This window comes from Pedococcus sp. 2YAF34, assembly GCF_052114585.1.
In the GTDB taxonomy this organism is placed as follows: domain Bacteria; phylum Actinomycetota; class Actinomycetes; order Actinomycetales; family Dermatophilaceae; genus Pedococcus.
On sequence record NZ_JBFRFA010000005.1, the window covers coordinates 25,997 to 43,812 of the forward strand.

The 17,816-nt window shown below is 71.4% G+C and carries 17 protein-coding genes and 1 tRNA gene; 3 read left to right on the forward strand and 15 right to left on the reverse strand.

Going from position 1 to position 17,816, the window contains the following annotated elements:
- Positions 1 to 12: 12 nt before the first annotated feature.
- From AB4Z02_RS04375 to AB4Z02_RS04390, 4 genes are all read right to left on the reverse strand, one after another.
- Positions 13 to 1,233 (reverse strand): FUSC family protein, encoded by a 1,221-nt coding sequence (locus tag AB4Z02_RS04375; RefSeq protein ID WP_441969590.1) that lies wholly within the window; start codon positions 1,231 to 1,233, stop codon positions 13 to 15.
- 66 nt (positions 1,234 to 1,299) lie between these two features.
- Entirely contained in the window at positions 1,300 to 2,163 is an 864-nt protein-coding gene (locus tag AB4Z02_RS04380) for a MaoC/PaaZ C-terminal domain-containing protein (RefSeq protein ID WP_441969591.1), read from the reverse strand.
- Between the two features lies 1 nt (position 2,164).
- Positions 2,165 to 3,508 carry a 3-oxoacyl-ACP reductase gene (locus AB4Z02_RS04385; protein WP_441969593.1) on the reverse strand — a complete coding sequence of 448 codons (1,344 nt, stop codon included), beginning with the start codon at positions 3,506 to 3,508 and terminating at the stop codon, positions 2,165 to 2,167.
- A complete protein-coding gene (locus AB4Z02_RS04390; RefSeq protein WP_441969595.1) occupies positions 3,508 to 4,797 on the reverse strand; it encodes an acetyl-CoA C-acetyltransferase in 1,290 nt (429 codons plus the stop codon). The genes AB4Z02_RS04385 and AB4Z02_RS04390 overlap by 1 nt, the downstream gene beginning before the upstream one ends.
- Before the next feature lie 76 nt (positions 4,798 to 4,873).
- Here AB4Z02_RS04390 and AB4Z02_RS04395 point away from each other — a divergent pair, with 76 nt between their 5' ends.
- Together AB4Z02_RS04395 and AB4Z02_RS04400 are read left to right on the forward strand one after the other, a co-directional pair.
- The gene (locus AB4Z02_RS04395; protein ID WP_441969597.1) at positions 4,874 to 5,536 is read left to right on the forward strand and encodes a TetR/AcrR family transcriptional regulator; all 663 of its coding nucleotides are present in this window, start codon (positions 4,874 to 4,876) and stop codon (positions 5,534 to 5,536) included.
- Complete coding sequence (locus AB4Z02_RS04400) at positions 5,533 to 7,449, forward strand: acyl-CoA dehydrogenase family protein (RefSeq protein WP_441969599.1); 1,917 nt, start codon at positions 5,533 to 5,535, stop codon at positions 7,447 to 7,449. The genes AB4Z02_RS04395 and AB4Z02_RS04400 overlap by 4 nt, the downstream gene beginning before the upstream one ends.
- 51 nt (positions 7,450 to 7,500) lie before the next feature.
- Here the strand turns inward: AB4Z02_RS04400 and AB4Z02_RS04405 are convergent, their stop codons facing one another.
- From AB4Z02_RS04405 to AB4Z02_RS04435, 7 genes are all read right to left on the reverse strand, one after another.
- Positions 7,501 to 7,920, reverse strand: coding sequence for a VOC family protein (locus AB4Z02_RS04405; protein WP_056885041.1), 420 nt, complete (start codon positions 7,918 to 7,920; stop codon positions 7,501 to 7,503).
- A complete protein-coding gene (locus AB4Z02_RS04410; RefSeq protein ID WP_441969602.1) occupies positions 7,920 to 9,221 on the reverse strand; it encodes a class I SAM-dependent methyltransferase in 1,302 nt (433 codons plus the stop codon). Before AB4Z02_RS04410 ends, AB4Z02_RS04405 begins: the two co-directional genes overlap by 1 nt.
- Positions 9,218 to 10,633 (reverse strand): FAD-binding oxidoreductase, encoded by a 1,416-nt coding sequence (locus AB4Z02_RS04415; protein WP_441969604.1) that lies wholly within the window; start codon positions 10,631 to 10,633, stop codon positions 9,218 to 9,220. The genes AB4Z02_RS04410 and AB4Z02_RS04415 overlap by 4 nt, the downstream gene beginning before the upstream one ends.
- Before the next feature lie 32 nt (positions 10,634 to 10,665).
- Positions 10,666 to 11,013 (reverse strand): hypothetical protein, encoded by a 348-nt coding sequence (locus AB4Z02_RS04420; RefSeq protein ID WP_441969606.1) that lies wholly within the window; start codon positions 11,011 to 11,013, stop codon positions 10,666 to 10,668.
- Between the two features lie 2 nt (positions 11,014 to 11,015).
- The gene (locus AB4Z02_RS04425; RefSeq protein ID WP_441969608.1) at positions 11,016 to 11,276 is read right to left on the reverse strand and encodes a DUF6295 family protein; all 261 of its coding nucleotides are present in this window, start codon (positions 11,274 to 11,276) and stop codon (positions 11,016 to 11,018) included.
- Position 11,277: 1 nt separating this feature from the next.
- The gene (locus AB4Z02_RS04430; protein WP_441969610.1) at positions 11,278 to 12,036 is read right to left on the reverse strand and encodes a dienelactone hydrolase family protein; all 759 of its coding nucleotides are present in this window, start codon (positions 12,034 to 12,036) and stop codon (positions 11,278 to 11,280) included.
- 72 nt (positions 12,037 to 12,108) lie between these two features.
- Complete coding sequence (locus AB4Z02_RS04435; RefSeq protein WP_441969612.1) at positions 12,109 to 13,188, reverse strand: anti-sigma factor RsbA family regulatory protein; 1,080 nt, start codon at positions 13,186 to 13,188, stop codon at positions 12,109 to 12,111.
- A 1,556-nt stretch (positions 13,189 to 14,744) separates the two neighbouring features.
- Between AB4Z02_RS04435 and AB4Z02_RS04440 the strand changes: the two genes are divergently transcribed.
- Entirely contained in the window at positions 14,745 to 15,332 is a 588-nt protein-coding gene (locus tag AB4Z02_RS04440; protein WP_441969736.1) for an ATP-dependent DNA ligase, read from the forward strand.
- Here AB4Z02_RS04440 and AB4Z02_RS04445 read toward each other — a convergent pair.
- The 4 genes from AB4Z02_RS04445 to AB4Z02_RS04460 all read right to left on the reverse strand — a co-directional run bounded on the left by AB4Z02_RS04445 (position 15,292) and on the right by AB4Z02_RS04460 (position 17,781).
- Positions 15,292 to 15,365: transfer RNA gene (locus AB4Z02_RS04445), tRNA-Val, on the reverse strand. The two genes, AB4Z02_RS04440 and AB4Z02_RS04445, sit on opposite strands and share 41 nt — an antisense overlap.
- 75 nt (positions 15,366 to 15,440) lie before the next feature.
- Positions 15,441 to 15,917, reverse strand: coding sequence for a TIGR02611 family protein (locus AB4Z02_RS04450; RefSeq protein ID WP_056885035.1), 477 nt, complete (start codon positions 15,915 to 15,917; stop codon positions 15,441 to 15,443).
- On the reverse strand, positions 15,914 to 16,756 hold the full coding sequence (locus tag AB4Z02_RS04455; protein ID WP_056885034.1) for an aminotransferase class IV: 843 nt from the start codon (positions 16,754 to 16,756) through the stop codon (positions 15,914 to 15,916). The genes AB4Z02_RS04450 and AB4Z02_RS04455 overlap by 4 nt, the downstream gene beginning before the upstream one ends.
- A complete protein-coding gene (locus tag AB4Z02_RS04460; protein WP_441969614.1) occupies positions 16,753 to 17,781 on the reverse strand; it encodes a chorismate-binding protein in 1,029 nt (342 codons plus the stop codon). Before AB4Z02_RS04460 ends, AB4Z02_RS04455 begins: the two co-directional genes overlap by 4 nt.
- Between the last annotated feature and the right edge of the window lie 35 nt (positions 17,782 to 17,816).

Below are 17,816 nucleotides of genomic sequence, written 5' to 3' on the forward strand. Positions count from 1 at the left end.
CGGCAGTGCGGATCAGCGTATGCCGACGATCCTGCGCCCGGGCTTGCGGATCGGTCCGCTGTCGGTGGGCACGACGGCCCGCTGGCCGTGCACCTGGAGCTCGCGGACGAGGCGCTGGGCGTCGAGCAGCAGCGAGCCGTAGGCCGGCCACGCGCGGGGGTCCTCGAGCTCGGCCTCACGCACCTGGGCACCCAGGTCATCGATGATCTCGCTGGCCGAGCCGAGGTAGTCGGACACGGCCTCGCGTTCGACGTCCTCGGAGCGGCCGAAGTGCGAGATGGCCCCGGCGACCTTGTCGAGGACCTCGGCGTAGCGCTCGAGGAACTGCTGCGTCGGCGAGGGCTGGCTCTCGTCCTCGTCGGCGGCGTCGACCAGGGTGCGGGCGATGCCCGAGACCTGCCACTGGGTGCGGCGGACGGCCTCGACGGCCTGGGCGTATCCCGTCCAGTCGATCTGGAGCCCGCGGAGGTTGTCCCTGGGGTTGAACCGCAGGCTCTCCCGGCCGGTCTCGATCTCGGCCTGGATGTCGGGTGCGAGGTGGATCAGCTCGGTGCTCGTGTCATACCACTCCCGCGCGTCGTCACCGTCCCAGCCCTCGCGCAGCCCGGCCGCGATGTCGTTGAGCAGCTTGCACACCCGCGCCGTCAGGGTCTTGATCTGCTCGCGGGGCTGCTGCACGTGCAGGGGCGCGAGGACGACCGCGTTGGTCAGCACCCCGATGACGCCGCCGGCGAGGGTCTCGACGATGGTGAGGTAGGTGAACTCCATGTCGGTGCCGCCGACCGTGAGCAGCGACAGCAGCACCATGGTCGGCACCTGGATGCCGTGGTCACCGAGTCGGCGCCAGCGTGCGATGAGCAGGGCGAGGTAGAGCACCGGCAGCATCGACCACCAGTGCACGCCGACCACCGACCCGACCAGCCACGCGGCACTCATCCCCACGATGACGGCCACGACGCGCTGGGCGCTGGCGCCGATCGAGCGGACCATCGTGCGGTCGACGACGAGGAGGGCGGCCATCGGGGCGTAGAAGGGGTTGGGGCTGTCGAGGACGCGGACGGCGAACTGCCAGGCGAGCACCGTTGCCAGCGCGGCCTTGCCCATGAGCAGGGCTGCGTCGCGCTGGGGACCCGCGTGGCGGAACGCATGACCCGCCGTGCGGACCCACCCGCTCACCTCGTCCAGGACCCGTGCCGGCCAGGACTGCGGCGGGTGTTCGGCGGAGGACTGCATCCCGCCGACGATAGGTGAGCGCCTCCGCGGCGGCAAAAAGCCGCTGCGGAGGCGCTCACGAGCGACTTAGGTATGTAGCTCGAGGACGAGGTGCTCGCGCCGCTCGTCCCGCCCGGACACCAGGCCCGCGACCACCCGGTGGGGCGAGTCGTCGACCAGGAGCTCGACCGTCGAGGGCAGCAGCACGGGTTTGCGGAACCACACCGACGACGAGGACGGCCCGTCGGCGCGCGGACCGAGCGCCGCCAGGGTCCGCGATGCGGTCCACATGCCGTGGGCGATGGCGCGGGGGAAGCCCATCGTCCTGGCGGTCAGGGCGTGCAGGTGGATCGGGTTGACGTCCCCGGACACGGCTGCATACCGGCGCCCCAGGTCCTCCGGCACCCGCAGGAGGCCTGCTGGCGGCCCCCCGGGCATGTCCGGAGCGCCGGCGCCCCCGGCTGGAGCCGCACCCTGCTCGTCCGCCGCACTGCGGCCGCGGCGCAGGTAGGTGCTGCGGCCCTCCCACACCCGCTCGCCAGCCACCTCGACCTCCGTCAGCAGGTCGACGAGCGTGCCCTTGGGGTGCGGGCGGAGGTCGGCGGCGTGCACGACGATGTCGAGCCGGTCGGCAGTGGTCAGCCGTCGGTGGACGGTGATGTGGTTCTCGAGGTGCACGAGCCCCGGCAGCGCCAGGGGGAAGCCGCGGTCGGCCATGAGCGCGACCTGCAGCGGGAACCCGAGGACGTGCGGGTAGGTGTGCGGCAGGACGTCTCCCCCGGTGAACCGGCACAGGTGCTGGTAGTCCAGCAGCCGCCCACGGTCGACCTCGAGACCGGCCAGCCGCAGGCCGTGGGAGGGTAGCTGGCCACCACGACCCTTCTGCGACAACGCGGCTCGGGCGAACAGCGGTCCGAGGGAGGGCGCGGACGCGACCTCGCGCAGCTCCACCTCAGGCCCCCAGCAGGCTCTGGCCGCAGACCCGGACGACGTTGCCGGTCACTCCGGCGTTGGCGTCCTGGCTGAACCACGCGATGGTCTCCGCGACGTCCACGGGCAGCCCACCCTGGCTCAGCGAGTTGAGCAGGCGACCCACCTCCCGGGTCGCGAACGGCACCTTGGCCGTCATCTCCGTCTCGATGAACCCCGGTGCCACCGCGTTGACCGTGATGCGGCGTCGGCGCAGGTCTTCATCGGTCGACAGGGCGTCGACGAGCCCGATGACGCCCGCCTTGGACGCTGCGTAGTTGGTCTGGCCCCGGTTGCCGGCGATGCCCGCGATCGAGGAGACGAGGACGACGTGGCCGCCGTCGCGGAGCCCACCGTCGGCCAGGAGCACCTCGTTCATGCGCAGGATCGACCCGAGGTTGACGTCGAGCACCGAGGCCCAGCGCGACTCGTCCATGTTGGCGAGGAGCTTGTCGCGAGTGATGCCGGCGTTGTGGACGACGATGTCGAGCCCGCCGTGGCGGGTGGTGGCGTGGTCGAGGATCCGCTGCCCGGCGTCCGGCGCCGTGACGTCGACCTGCAGCGCGGTGCCACCGACGCGGTTGGCCGTGCGCGCCAACGCCTCACCGGCTGCCGGGATGTCCACGCAGACCACGCGGGCACCGTCACGGGCGAGCACCTGGGCGATCGAGGCACCGATACCGCGCGCCGCCCCGGTCACCACGGCGACCTTCCCCGCCAGCGGGAGGCTCCAGTCGGCGGGCTCCGTGGGCGCGCCTGCCCCGACCCGCACCACCTGCCCGTCGACGTAGGCAGCCCGGCCAGAGAGGAGGAACCGCAGGGTGGCGTCGGCATGGTCCTCCGCGCCCCGGGCCACGAGGACGAGGTTGGCCGTCGCCCCGGCACGCAGCTCCTTGCCCACCGACCGGCTGATGCCCTCGAGCGCCCGCCGTGCCGCAGCCTGGGCAACCGTCGACGCCTCGGCGGGGGCGGCACCGACGAGCACCACGCGACCCGAGGGCCGGAGGGCCTTGACCGCCGGGCCGAGGACATCGCGCACCAGGGACAGGTCGGCCGGCTCACGGACGGCCGTGAGGTCGAGCACGACGGCTCCGACCTTGGCACCCTCCGGCACCGAGGCGACGACCTCGACACCCTCCCCGGTGAGCAGCACACGCGCGCGAGCCGCCACCGGCGCCTCCGAGAGCCCGGCCACGACGACGGGGCTGTCGACGAGCGGTGCGTCCGCGGAGTACCGGCGCAGCCGCACGGGGCGAGGCAGCCCGAGCTGCGCTGCGAGCCGTGCGCCGACGGCGCTGTTGACGAAACCAGCGTAGGCGCCGGCCATCACGCGGCCTCGAGGATCGCCATGACGCCCTGGCCACCGGCAGCGCAGATCGAGATCAGGCCACGCGCGCCGGATCCCTTCTCGTGCAACGCCTTTGCCAACGAAGCAACGATCCGTCCCCCGGTGGCGGCGAAGGGGTGCCCAGCCGCGAGGGAGGACCCGTTGACGTTGAGGCGACTCCGGTCGAGCGCCCCCACGGGGGCGTCGAGGCCGAGGCGGTCGCGGCAGAACGACTCGCTCTCCCAGGCGGCCAGGGTGCACAGGACTGTGGCCGCGAACGCCTCGTGGATCTCCACCAGGTCGAAGTCCTGCAGCTTCATCCCCTGGCGCTCGAGCAGGTGGGGCAGGGCGTATGCGGGGGCCATCAGCAGGCCCTCGTGACCCGTGACGTAGTCGACGGCCGCGGTCTGCGCGTCGACGACGTGGGCCAGCACCGGCAGGCCGCGCTCGGCGGCCCACTCGTCGCTGCCGAGCAGCACCACGGAGGCGCCGTCGGTGAGCGGGGTGGAGTTGGCAGCCGTCATCGTGGCGTCGTCCCCACGGCCGAAGACCGGCTTGAGCTTGGAGAGCTTGTCGACCGAGGAGTCGGGGCGCAGGTTCTGGTCACGGGTGAGTCCGAGGTAGGGCGTGACCAGGTCGTCGAAGAAGCCGCGGTCGTAGGCGGCGGCGAGGTTGCGGTGGCTCTCGACCGCGAGCTCGTCCTGCGCCTCGCGGGTGACGCCCCACTGCGCCGCCGTCTGGGCCATGTGCTCGCCCATCGACAGGCCCGTCCGCGGCTCGACGTTGCGCGGCACCTCCGGGACGAGCTGGCCGGGACGCAGCCTCGAGACCGCCTTGAGCCGTTGCGCCGGGGTCTTGGCCCGGTTGAGCGACAGCAGCGCCTGGCGCAGGCCCTCGTGGACGGCGATCGGGGCGTCGGACGCGGTGTCGGTGCCCCCCGCGATGCCGGACTCGACCTGGCCGAGGGCGATCTTGTTGGCGACGAGGACTGCCGCCTCCAGCCCGGTGCCGCACGCCTGCTGCACGTCGTACGCCGGGGTGGTGGCGGCGAGGCTGGAGCCCAGGACCGACTCGCGAGTCAGGTTGAAGTCGCGGCTGTGCTTGAGGACCGCGCCGGCAGCCACCTCCCCCACGTGCTCCCCGGCGAGGCCGTGGCGGGCGACGAGCCCCTCGAGTGCCGCGGTGAGCATGTCCTGGTTGGAGGCCTTCGCGTACGCGCCGTTGGCGCGGGCGAAGGGGATGCGGTTGCCGCCGATGACGGCGGCGCGGCGGGGCGCGGTGGTGGCCACGGATGCTCCTGGGGTCGACTCGATTACTGGCTACGGACGGTAGCAGGTACCCCTCGTACCTGCTACGGTCCCGGACGTGGGCACCATCACCGACGGCCGCAGCACCCGCTGGGACGAGCACCGGGCCACCAGGCGACGAGAGCTCGTCGAGGCCACGCTGCGCGCCATCCGCCAGCACGGTGCCGGCGTGGGCATGGACGACATCGCTGCCGTGGCCGGCACCTCGAAGACGGTCTTCTACCGCCACTTCACCGACCGTGCCGGGCTGTACGCCGCGGTGTCCGAGAGCGTGGACGCCCGCATCCTCCGGGACCTCCAGCGGGCCCTCGGCGTGTCGAGTGGTGCGGACCTGGCCGACGTCGACGTCTCCCCCCGGGCCCTCATCGCCGCAGCCATCGACTCCTACCTTCGGCTGGTCGAGCGCGACCCGGAGGCCTACCGCTTCGTCGTCACCGCTCCCCTGCTGGACGCGCCGTCGAGCGGGGACCCGGCGGGCCCGGTGACGAGCCACATCGCAGCACGGTTGGCCACCGTGCTGGACGAGGCGCTGCTGGCCGCCGGCCGCGACCCGCGCGCTGCGACCGTGTGGGCCGCCGGCCTCGTCGGCATGGTCCGCGCCGCTGCCGACCAGTGGCTCTCCAGCCCGGGACCGATGCCCCGGGAAGAGCTGACCGACCACCTCACCAACCTCGCCTGGAGCGGACTCGCGTCCGCCTGGACCCCGCAGGAGCAACGATGACCGACCTCGCCACCGAGCTGCGCCACGTCCTCGACGGCCGCTGGGCCCACATCCGGGAGGAGGCGCGCACCGACCTGTCCCCCGCTGACTTCGCCGCTCCTCGCGAGGAGCTCACGATGGAGGAGTACCGCGCCCGCGTCGCGGAGCAGGTGCAGAAGATCGCCGCCACCGGCCACCCCGCTCGGGGCTTCGCCCCCGAGGTGGGCGGGAACGGTGACCTGGGTGGGTCGGTCACGGCGTTCGAGATGCTCGGCCACGCCGACCTCTCCGTCATGGTCAAGGCGGGTGTGCACTGGGGCCTGTTCGGGGGCGCGGTGGCGAACCTCGGCACCGCTGCCCACCACGCGCAGTACCTGCCGCGCATCATCGACGCGACGCTCCCCGGCTGCTTCGCGATGACCGAGACCGGGCACGGCTCGGACGTCCAGTCGCTCGGCACGACTGCGACGTACGACCCCGAGACCGACGAGCTGGTCGTGCACACGCCGGACCTGCGCAGCCGCAAGGACTACATCGGCGGCGCGGCCAGGGACGGGCGCCTCGCGGCGGTGTTCGCCCAGCTGGTGACCGGCGGGGAGAGCCATGGCGTGCACTGCGTCCTCGTACCCATCCGTGACGAGGAGGGCGCCCCGATGCCGGGCGTCACGATCGGCGACTGCGGCGCGAAGGCGGGGCTGGCGGGCGTCGACAACGGGCGGCTGTCGTTCGACCACGTCCGGGTGCCGCGGACCAACCTGCTGGGCCGCTACGGCGACCTCGACGACCAGGGCCGCTACACCTCCCCCATCGACAACCCGACCCGTCGGTTCTTCACGATGCTCGGCACGCTCGTCCGCGGGCGGGTGAGCGTCGCCGGAGCGGCCGGCTCCGCCACCCGTACCGCGCTGGCCCTGGCCGTCACGTATGCCGGGCACCGGCGCCAGTTCGCGCCGCCCGGGACCGACGAGGAGGTCGTGCTGCTGGACTACCGCACCCACCAGCGCAAGCTGCTGCCGGCGCTCGCGCGCTCCTACGCACTGCAGCTGGCCCAGAACGATCTGGTCTCGCTGATGCACGACGTCCAGACCCAGGGCGACGACGCCGACGAGCACCGCCAGCGCGAGCTCGAGGCGCGCGCTGCCGGCATCAAGGCGGTCGCCACGACTCACGCCACCACGACGATCCAGATGTGCCGTGAGGCCTGCGGCGGCGCGGGGTACCTTGCGGTCAACCGGCTCCCGTCGCTCAAGGCCGACACCGACGTGTTCACGACGTTCGAGGGCGACAACACCGTCCTGCTGCAGCTCGTCGCCAAGGGGCTGCTGACCGACTACCGCGACACCTTCGGCAACCTCGACACGCTCGGCATGGTGCGGTTCGGGGCGCGACAGCTGACCGGCGTGGTCATCGAGCGGACCGCGGCACGTGGCCTCGTCCAGCGGCTCATCGCGGCGGCACCGGGGCGCGACAGCGAGAAGGGACCGACCGACCGCGGGTGGCAGCTCGACCTGTTCGAGGACCGAGAGAGGCACCTGCTCGAGACGCTCGCGCGTCGGCTGCGGGCAGCCGGCAAGCCGGGCGCCGACGCCTTCGCCGTGTTCAACGACGCCCAGGACCACGTCGTCGAGGCGGCCCGGGCCCACGTGGACCGGACCGTCCTCGAGGCGTTCGTGGCGGCCATCGACGCCTGCACCGACCAGGCGGCCGCGGCGATGCTCGGCACCGTGTGCGACCTCTACGCGCTGTCGACGATCGAGGCCGAGAAGGGCTGGTACCTCGAGCACGGCCGGATCACCCCGGCCCGCAGCAAGCAGGTCACCGCGGCGGTCAACGACCTCTGCGCCGTCCTGCGCCCACACGCGCAGACACTCGTCGATGCGTTCGGCATCCCGCAGGAGTGGCTGGGCACCGAGCTACTCGAGCCCGTGGCCTGAGTCCCCTCGCACCGCAACCCTGAGCACCGCGGCCCTGAAACCCCGAGCTCCTCAGCCGCGCAACAAGGTCCGACCGTCGTCGGTGACCGTCCAGAACGGGTTGTGGGCGACCTCCCACGGGTGGCCGTCCGGGTCGACGAAGATGCCCGAGTAGCCGCCCCAAGCCGTCTCGGCACCGGCACGCCCGATGGTGGCGCCGGCGGCGCGCGCCTCCTCGAGCAGCGCGTCCACCTCGCCCGGGCCGCCGACGTTGAGGGCGAGCGTCACCCCGCCCCACCCCCCGGAGTCGGTGACCACCGAGTCCTCGGCCAGCGACGCCCGGTCCCACAGGGCGACGACCAGGCCGCCGCACTGGTAGAACGCGACCTCCTCGTCCTCGTTGCCGCGCTGCCAACCCAGGGCCGAGTAGAACGCCTCGGCGCGCGCGAGGTCGCGCACGCCGAGGGTGACCAGCGAGAGCCGCTGGTCCATCAGCCCTGCCACCAGGGGCGCAGCGGCAGGCCGGCAGCGCCCTTGTCGCCGAGCTTGACGGCCAGCACCTGGTGCAGCTGCACGACGTTGCGCTCGAACCCGAGCTGCGACCCGGCCATGTAGAGGCCCCACACCCGCGCTGTGGCCTCGCCGACCTCGGCGACGCACGCGTCCCAGTTGTCGCGCAGGTTGTCGCACCAGCCGGAGAGCGTGCGGGCGTAGTGCTCGCGCAGGTTCTCCTCGTGGCGCACCTCCATGCCGATGTCCTGGATGGCGCTGATGATCGTGCCCGACCCGGTCAGCTCGCCGTCGGGGAAGACGTAGCGGTCGATGAAGGCGCCGGTCGAGGTGCGCTTGTTGTCGGGCCGGGTGATGCAGTGGTTGAGCAGCAGGCCCCCCTCACGCAACTTGGACTCGATGAACCGGAAGTACGACGGGTAGTTGCGGACGCCGATGTGCTCGGTGAGCCCGATCGAGGACACCGCGTCGAACCCGGTCTCGGTGATGTCGCGGTAGTCCGAGTGCCGGACCTCCGCGAGGTGCGACAGTCCCTCGCGCTCGATGGCGTCGCGCGCCCAGGACGCCTGCTCCGCCGACAGCGTCGCGCCGATGACGTGGACGCCCCGGCGGGCGGCGTAGCGGACCATGCCACCCCAGCCGCAGCCGATGTCGAGCAGCCGGTCGCCCTCCTTGAGCCGCAGCTTGTCGAAGACCAGGCGGTACTTGTACTCCTGCGCCTCCTCCAGCGTCGCCGACTCCGTCGGGTAGGCCGCACACGTGTAGGTCATCGACGGACCCAGCACCTTCTCGTAGAAGGCGTTGGAGACGTCGTAGTGGTGGTGGATGGCCTCGGCGTCGCGGGTGCGCGTGTGGCGCAGTCCCTCGGCCACCCGGCGCCAGCGCGGGAGCGTCTCCTGCGGCGGGGGCGGCGGCGGCTTGAGCAGCTCGATGCCGAGCGAACGGGCAATGGTGGCAGCGGTCTTCGCGGACGGGACCTGGAAGTGCACCTCGCCCAGCGCCGCGAGCAGCGGGTACGGGTCGCCGGGGTGCACACCGACCAGCTCGAGGTCGCCCGCGACGTAGGCGCGCGCCATACCGAGGTCGCCGGGAGCGGTCGCGAGGTAGCTGGCCCCGCGCGGGGTGCGCAGGTGCAGGCCGAACTCGGCGTCGTCGGGACCTGTGCGGGAGCCGTCGTACGCGCTGAAGCGCAGGGGCACCTCGCCCCTGGTCACGGCGTCGAGGATCTCGGCCATCGACAACCTGGTGCCGGCGTCGGGATGGTTGCTCTTGAGGATCGTCATTTGCGTCGCACCGCCTTGGAGTAGAGATCGAGCAGTCGGGAACCGGGGTCGTAGCGGCGCTTGAGGTCGGCGCAGGTGTCGCCGCCGTAGAGCCGCCAGAACTCGTCCTCGCTGTAGTACGCGTCGGAGTAGAGGGACTTGTGGCCGTCGAGCCGGGTGACCTCTGCCTCGACGAGCCGGTTGGTCGCGCCCGGGTCGGCCGGGTCGCGGGGGACGCTGGACCAGAAGCCCACGTTGACGTAGGTCTCCCCCGGTCGCAGCGGGTAGAGGGGCCACCGGTCGTGGCTGCGCACGGGGCACAGCCAGATCGGCTCGATGGGCACCTCGCGCAGGAACCAGTGCAGGAACTCGGCGGTGCGCCCGAGCGGCACCTCGATGTCCTGGACCACGCGCTCGCGCGGCGGTCGCCCCTTGCGGGCCTCGAGCCGGTCGGCGACGTCGAAACGGTGGTCGAGCGCGATCAGCTTCCAGTAGAAGGCACTTCGCCGGTAGCGGCGCGGCCAGAAGCGACGGACCCAGGGGTTCTGGGCCCCGAAGGCGCGGCTGCACCAGAACCAGTCGGTGTCCCAGCGCCAGAGGTAGTCGTGGGTGGCGAGGAGGTCGGTGCGCGGCGAGGGCCCGTCGTGTTGCAGTGACCGGTAGTAGACGTCCATGCCGGTGTAGTCGCTGGTCGGACCGGTCAGCGGCGACTTGGTGCCGAGGGTGAGGTAGGCCTCGGTCGCCGAGAAGACCACGCCGTCGAGGTAGTCCACCGGCGTGCCGTCGTGCTGCGACGTCTCGGCGATAACGCCCATCGTGGCCACGAGCTCGTCGAGGTCGTGGAAGCGCAGGTGCCGCAACGCGACTGCGGGATCGACCTCCTCCAGCGCGATGCGCAGCCGGGTGGCGTAGCCGAGGGTGCCGTAGGAGTTGGGGAAGCCGTGGAACAGGTCGGTGTGCTCGCCCTCCGGCCGGGCCGTGACGATCTCGCCGGAGCCGGTGAGGATGTCCATCTCGAGGACGGACTCGTGGGGAAGGCCGTTGCGGAACGACGTCGACTCGATGCCGAGCCCGGTGACGGCGCCGCCGAGGGTGATCGTCTTCAGCTGCGGGACGACCAGCGGCGCCAGGCCGTGCGGCAGTGTGGCGTCGACGAGGTCCTCGTAGGTGCACATGCCCTGGACGTCGGCGGTGCGCGCGTCGGGGTCGACGTCGATGACGCCGGTCAGCCCCGAGACGTCCAGCCCGGGGGCGTCGGTCTTCGCGCGGGCCCGGAAGAGGTTGGAGGTCTTCTTCGCCAGCCGCACCGGGGCGTGCGCGGGTATGGCGCGGTAGCTGGCGGCCAGCCTGGCCACCGCCTGCTCGTGGGCTGCGAGCCGCCCCTCCCGGGGGGTCGCCTGTCGCGCGGTCCCTGCCGCCGTGGAGTCAGCCACAACCGGACCCTATGCCGCCGTCGTCGGGGTCGTCACGCGGGTTCCCGCCTCGTGGTCACCGGGTCACCGACACGCACCCGGCCACCGGTCGCGACGTCCGCGTAGACACCGGGGCAGTCGCGCGCCGTACCCGTCACCGCGAGCTCGACGTCCCCCACGTGCAGGCGCGACCCGATGGCCGCGACCAGGTCGGCCGCGGGCAGCGACACGACGAGGTTGGCGCGCGTGTCGGGACGGGTCTCCCCAGCCGCGACGACATGGACCGGCGCCTTCTTGCGCCGGTCGCCCTCGAGTCCGTCGAACTCGACGAGCGACTCGGCGTGGTCGTGGCCGGGCTCGCCCTTGACCGGGTAGGTGTGGATCTCCAGCAGCTCGGCCACGCTCACACCCCTGCCGGCGCGGAGTCGAGGGCCGTGCGGATCGCAGCGACGAGCCGCTCGGCCGACTCGCGCGTCAGCTCGACGGCGAGGCGCGCGCCCGGTCCGCGCGAGGGGTCGGACAGGTCGATGTTGAGGCTGTGCTCGGCCATGACGTGGACCGGGTGGTCGTAGTAGACCGTGGCGTCGGTGACGTGGAACCACTGGCCCCCCGGGCCCTTGGCGCTCGCGTCCACGCTCTCGGTGACGGTGGCGTAGGTGCACATCTCAGGCCTCCGGGGACGGCACGGACAGGTGGGTCGCGAAGAAGTCGCCGATGCGCTCCCAGCCGTCGTTCGCCGCCGCGACGCGGTAGGACGGGCGGTCGGTGGCGAAGAAGGCGTGGCCTGCGCCGTCGTAGGAGTGCAGCTCGTGCGGCTTGCCCAGCCGGGTCAGGATCTCCTCCAGCTCGGCCACGTGCTCAGGGCTCGGGGTCTTGTCCTCCACCCCGAAGAGCCCGAGCAGCGGCGCCGCCAGGTCGGGCAGCTCGTCGACGAGGTTGGTCACGCGCAACGGGAAACCCTCCGGCGGCTGTCCGGTCACGAACGCGCCGTAGCAGTCGACCGCGGCGTCGAGGTCCGTACGGCAGGCGGCCAGCACGCTCTGGCGGCCGCCGGAGCAGTAGCCGATGACGCCGACGCGCCCGTTGCTGCTCGGGAGCGAGCGCAGGTACGCGGCCGCGCCTGAGACGTCCCCCACGAGCCGCGCGTCGGGCACACCGCCAGCGGCGCGCACCGTGGCTGCCGCGTCGTCGGGTGCCGCACCGGGCGCCTCCCGCCAGTACAGGTTGGGGCAGATCGCGTCGTACCCCATCTCGGCGAAGCGGCGCACGATCTCCTTGGTGGCGCGGTCGTAGCCGGGCATGTGGTGGATGACGACGACACCACCGCGGGGGCCGTGACCGTCGGGGCGCGCGAGGTAGGCCTCCACCTCGTCACCACCGTCGCCCGTGAGCCGGATCGTCGTCGCACGCAGGGAGTCACTCACCCTTCGGATGCTATGCCTGCGCCTCCCGGCGGGTTCGGCGGCCCGCGCCGCGTCGGCCGGTGGGCCCGTCTGCTACGGCCGGCCCAGCCACGTGTGGATCCGCACGGTGGTCCCGGTCGAGCCCGACCTGACCTGCACGAGGTCGCACAGCTGGTTGGCCATCCAGAGCCCCCGCCCCCGCGACACCTCCTGGGAGGGGCGGCGGCGGCCGGTCATCGGGTCGGAGATCTGCCCGCGCCCCCGCACCTCGCAGACCAGGGCCTCGTCCTGGTGCCAGATGCGCAGCTCCCCCACCCCGCTGCCGTACCTCACGCTGTTGACCGCCACCTCGTGCACCGCGAGGACGAGGTCGTCGCAGCGGTCGGCGCCCACCCCCGCCGACGAGGCGTGGGCGGCCACGTCACGACGGACCGCGGCGTAGTCGCCGTCACCGAAGGACCGGTGCGCCACCACCACGTCGACCCACGGCAGGTCCGCCTCGAACATCGTGCCCACGTGGTGGGCGCCGCCGTACGCCGTGCTGCCGTGGTGCGCCTCGACGTCCAGGACCACGGGGTGGGACCGGTGCGCCTCCTCCACCACCGACGCAGGCAGGCTCTCCACGTCGTACGGGCAGAGCAGCCACAGCGGGGTGTCGGGGTGGACCGCCATGTTGAGCAGGGCCTCGTGCAGCTGGCACTCCGCGAGCTCCACCGCCCGCCGGCCCGCCCAGATGGGCTCGCCGATCCCCCGGACCGGACGGCCCGCCGCGGCGTGCTCGTCGGTGAACGCCTGCCAGGCCGGGATGATGCGTGCGGGATTGGCGCCGAGCTCCTCCATGTCGACGAACTCGACGCTCCGGGCGTCCGGCCCCAGGGCCTCGCGCAGGAGCTCGGTCTGCGGCCGGGTCACCGCCACCATGACGGCCTGCCCTGCGTCGAGGCCCTCGCGGACGAACCACTCGGTGCCGGCGACGAACTGCTCGTCGCCCGACCAGAGGAACGCCTCGTGCCGGTAGCCGTCGTGGCTCGGCCTGGCGGGACGCAGCGGACGGTCAGCCGCGTGGGCCCCCGCGTGGCTCGTGACCTGCTCGCCCTGCTGCGACGTGACAGCTCCCTCCGCCAGGGCCGGTCGGTAAGCGACCAGCGCACGGTGCCACCGTCTTCCGGCCACGCTACTCCCGTCGGCACCGGGGGTCGATGATTTTCGCGACCCGGGACCAAGACGACGAAAGCCCCTCCCCGGTGGACCCCGACGCCAGCCTGCGATCCGGCCGACCCACCCGCTACAGCGTCGAAGCCCAGCTCACCAAGGGTGACTCCTGGCCCGCGCTGCTCGTCCCCCTTCCCCTGATCCCGTGAGCACCGATGCCCCCTCGAACCTCCTGGGGGGAGTGGCAAAAAGCCCGATTCCAACGAACCGCTGGAGACGGGCGTCGGGTGCACGAATAGTTCGAACATTTCGACGTCAACGGACCTCGCAGGATGTTCCTCGGACGCAAATTCAGCAGTGAGGGACATGTTCGGATTACCCGCCACTGTCGAACTCAGCCATGACGAAGTGAAGACGTAAGCCGTCCCATACGTCGCCCCGGGGCTGTCCCACGCTGACCATAGACGTCGCCGCCCTGCTGATGCCCAACGTCAGGGGGGCGGCGACCGTAACCGGTACCCCCGAAGTCCCTGAACTGCGTTACGGCTGACGCGGTCCACCAAGTTGCGTACGCCAAATCCGGGTGTCCCGCCGCGTCCTTGAGGCAACACACTGGTGGGGTCAAATAGGCGCAGGATGGAGGACGACTCGATGCCTAACCCGCCTGAATTTCACACTGAGTCGACAGAACGAGCGCGGCGGCCGGCTCGCTCGACAGTGGTAGCTGCGCTCTCCAGCGCCGTGACATTCTTCGTCACAAATGCTATTCCAGTGATAGATCAGTTCGGCGGTTCCCTTCGACCAGGAGTGGTAACTCACCAGCGTGCCGACGGGTTCCTCAGGAACGTTTGGTTCAAGAATGCCCCTCTGGATCCCGACAAGACGCTGAACCAGTACGCAACCCCGGCTTATAGAGAGTCATCGAAAGGCGATCCCTCAAAATTCCACGCGTACTGGACAACTGTTCACAAGGTAGACGGCGTGGAATTACAGGGGATGCAGACCAATAAGTTCCTGACGCGTTGGACGGTGCACTACCAGGACGGTAGAAGTGGCACAGTGACACGCCTTCTGACCCTGAAGTGCACTGGCTTGCAAGCCTGGATACCCGTTCGGGATTGCGACGTATCCCACGTACTTCTCAACGACAGCGAGGAAACCTTGAGCACATCACCAAGTTCCGGAAGATGAGCGAACGCGGGCACAACTCGCCTTCGTCACCTCGGGCAGACAACAACTCCCCCAGCTATCGCGTGATGATAAAGGCATGAACAATCTGCCAGTCGAACTGCGGGGACCGGTGGTGTTAGCGCTCGCGAGGATGGAAGAAGCCATACCCGGCGTGCATTCGATGCCGGGCGGCTCTTGGTACTAGCCGAAGTGGAACGGCTTCCGGGGCGTCATGGTCGTTCGTGACGAAGGACCGCGGTTGTGGTCGCGCCACGAGAAGGACATGACAGACCGCTTCCTTGACGTCGTGGCGGCGGCTAGTACTTAGGTCTCCCCTAGCACTGTCCTGGATGGCGAGATAGTCATATGGAACGGCAGCAGGCGACTTCGACCTACTTCCACGACTGTTGGTCAACCCAGGCAAGAAGGCACGAGCCCTGGCTGCGCAGAACCCGGCCTCGTATATGGTCTTCGACCTGCTCGCCCTCGACGGCGAAGACGTTCGCTCACCAACGTTGGCCCAACCCCGCGAACTGCTCGAGAGCCTCGCCCAGGGATGGACGCCGCCACTGCAGCTCACCCCGACAACCAACGATGTCGCCACTGCGCAGCGGTGGTCCATGGACTACCGACTCGCCGGCGTCGAAGGCCTCGTCGTCAAGGGCCGTTCGCAGCGGTATCGGCCCGGTCGTCGAGAGTGTGGGAAGGACCGTGCCGCTGACCTTCGGCCAGGCCGTATCGCTCGCCGATGTCCTCGAACCGGCCTCGGCAGAAGACCCGTGGCCCGACGAGGTCTCCTCCAGTCGATTCGGCGCATCACGCGACAAGGTCAAATTCTCGATGGATTCGCACGGCGGCTCGTCCGAGCGCCTTACGACACGTGGGCGGCACGGAGCAGATATGACGACGGCCCCTGCTCTGCGTCGCCGCAGGTCAGAGGCCATATCGTGGTTGTGGACGTGAAGGGACTCGAACCCATGGCCTCTCGCGTGTGAAGCGAACGCTCTAACCAACTGAGCTACACGTCCAGGTGCCCTTGCGGGTCTGCCGAAGAATAGCCGGACCCGGTGCCCGGGGCGAAATCGGGTGCCGACCTCCGCGCGTCAGAGCCCGGGCAGCCTCGTCAGCCGGTCCTCGACGACGTCCGGGAAGAACGTCGGCACCCCGGACAGCAGGAACAGCCCGTAGAACACGAGCGCGACGAGCACCGCCGTGGCCAGGCCGACCAGTCCCTTGAACCACAAGGCCTTGGGCCGCAGCCAGTCGTTCCAGTCGTCGAGCCTGGCCCGGCCCCAGTCGAGCAGCCGCTGGGCGCGCTCGAACTCCGACGCCAGGATCCCGATGCCGAGGAAGACGATGAGCCACCCCGGCCCCGGTGCCGGGACGGCGACGAGCCCGGCGATGGTGACGAGGCCGCCCACGATGCCGACGACCCACTTGTAGATGCGGTGGCTGTGCGGGTTGGAGCGGATGCGGCGCCGCCACTCCCAGTCCTTGTCCTCCCGCTGCTGGCGCGGCCGGCGGTCGTCACCGTCGGCGCCCCCACCGTCGGTCGTGACCGAGCCGCGCTGGTCGGTCACGGGTCGAGCCTCTCCGCGCAGAGGCGGGCGAACACCTCGGCGGCGCGCCGCGTGACGGGGCCGACCTCGAGGTCGCGGTCGTCGACGGCGTGGATCGGCAGGACGTCCTTGGTGCTGCTGGTGATGAAGACCTCGTCGGCGTGCTGGAGCACGTCGAGCGGCAGCGCCTCCTCGCGGACCTCCATCCCCTCCTCACGGCACCACTCGATGGTCACCTCGCGGGTGATGCCCGCCAGGCAGCCGGAGCCCAGCGGCGGCGTGCGGATGATCCCGTCGACGACGACGAAGATGTTGGAACCCGTGCACTCGCACAGCTCGCCGCGGGTGTTGGCGAAGACCGCCTCGATCGCGCCGCGCTCCTTGGCGTACGCGAGCGCGACGACGTTCTCGGCGTACGACGTGGTCTTCAGTCCCGCGACCGCGGACCGCTCGTTGCGCGTCCACGGCGTGACGGCGACCTTGGCGCTGGCCGGTGGTCGCGGCTGCGGGCCGGCGGTGACGATGTAGGTCAGCGGGCTGTCGTCGCGGTCCGATCCGAGCGGGCCGGCCCCGCCGGTGACGGAGTAGCGCAGGCGCCCGAACTCGATCGGCGCACCGGCCTCGAGCACCGCCTTGGTGCCCTCGGCGATGAATTCGTGGTCGGCGGGCGGCAGGCCCAGCCCCGCGAGCGTGCGGTCGAGCCGCCGCGCGTGCCGGGTGGCCGCGAAGACCTGCCCCCGGTCGACCTTGGCCGTCTCGAACGCGCCGTCACCGACGGTGACCCCGTGGTCGAGCGCCGCGATGGACGGCTCGTCCACCCCGGTCAGCCGGCCGTTGACCCAGACCCTGACATCCGTCATGGGTCAACCTTCCCAGATGCGAGCCCCACGAGCCGCGCGGCCTTGACCCGTGTCTCCTCCCACTCACCCTCGGGGTCCGACCCCCAGGTGATGCCGGCGCCCGTGCCGAAGCGCAGCCACCGCCGACCGTCGCCACCGCGGTCGGCCCAGAACGTGCGGATGCCGACGGCCAGCTCGGCGGTGCCGCGGTCGAGGTCGACCCACCCGACGGCGCCGCAGTATGGCCCGCGCGCGAGCGGCTCGAGGTCGCCGATGGCCTGCAGGGCCGTGTGCTTCGGCGCCCCGGAGACCGACCCGGGCGGGAACGTCGCCGCCAGCACCTCGTCCCACCCCGCCTCCGGGCGAAGGCGGCCCGCGACCGAGGAGACGAGGTGCACCATCCCGGGGTGCTGCTCGGGGGCACAGAGGTGGTCGACCTGCACCGTCCCGGGTCGGCACACGTGGGAGAGGTCGTTGCGGACCAGGTCGACGATCATGACGTTCTCGGCGTAGTCCTTGGGCAGCATGGCCGGCATCGACGTCGCGGTGCCCTTGATGGGCCGCGACTCCAGCCGGTCGCCGTCGCGCAGCAGGAACGCCTCCGGGCTGGCGCACACGACGTCGAGCCCCGCGGAGGGCAGGTGCACCCGGCCGGCGTGCGGGGCCGGGTTGCCCCGGGCGAGCAGCGACGCGAGCCCGTCGAGGTCGGCCTCCTCGGGCAGCTCGTGCGAGAGCACGCGGCAGAGGTTGACCTGGTAGACGGTGCCGTCGGCGATGCGGCGGCGCACCTCCTGCACGCCCTCGACGTACGCCGCGTGGTCCAGGCTCGTCGCCCACTCCCCCTCCAGCGGCGCCCAGGCGACCGGTCGCGGCGGCGGGGCGTCGCGGACCACGTGGTCGAGGCGCACGGCCGTGAAGTGGCCCTCGAACTCGGCGACGACCGCCCAGAACCCCGACGTCACCCCGCCGAGGTCGTGGCGCACCTCGACGGGCTCGGTCGCCACGAGGGACCCGAACCGGACGTGTCCCGATGCGGCCGCCTCCACGACGGCGATCCTAGGGCGACCTACACTCCCCCCTC

What these genes read in the sequence shown, in the direction of transcription:
- AB4Z02_RS04375 (WP_441969590.1), bottom strand. Translation starts at nt 1,233, where the DNA reads ATGCAGTCCTCCGCCGAACACCCGCCGCAGTCCTGGCCGGCACGGGTC.
- AB4Z02_RS04385 (WP_441969593.1), bottom strand. Translation starts at nt 3,508, where the DNA reads ATGGCCGGCGCCTACGCTGGTTTCGTCAACAGCGCCGTCGGCGCACGG.
- AB4Z02_RS04400 (WP_441969599.1), top strand. Translation starts at nt 5,533, where the DNA reads ATGACCGACCTCGCCACCGAGCTGCGCCACGTCCTCGACGGCCGCTGG.
- AB4Z02_RS04405 (WP_056885041.1), bottom strand. Translation starts at nt 7,920, where the DNA reads ATGGACCAGCGGCTCTCGCTGGTCACCCTCGGCGTGCGCGACCTCGCG.
- AB4Z02_RS04410 (WP_441969602.1), bottom strand. Translation starts at nt 9,221, where the DNA reads ATGACGATCCTCAAGAGCAACCATCCCGACGCCGGCACCAGGTTGTCG.
- AB4Z02_RS04425 (WP_441969608.1), bottom strand. Translation starts at nt 11,276, where the DNA reads ATGTGCACCTACGCCACCGTCACCGAGAGCGTGGACGCGAGCGCCAAG.
- AB4Z02_RS04455 (WP_056885034.1), bottom strand. Translation starts at nt 16,756, where the DNA reads ATGACGGATGTCAGGGTCTGGGTCAACGGCCGGCTGACCGGGGTGGAC.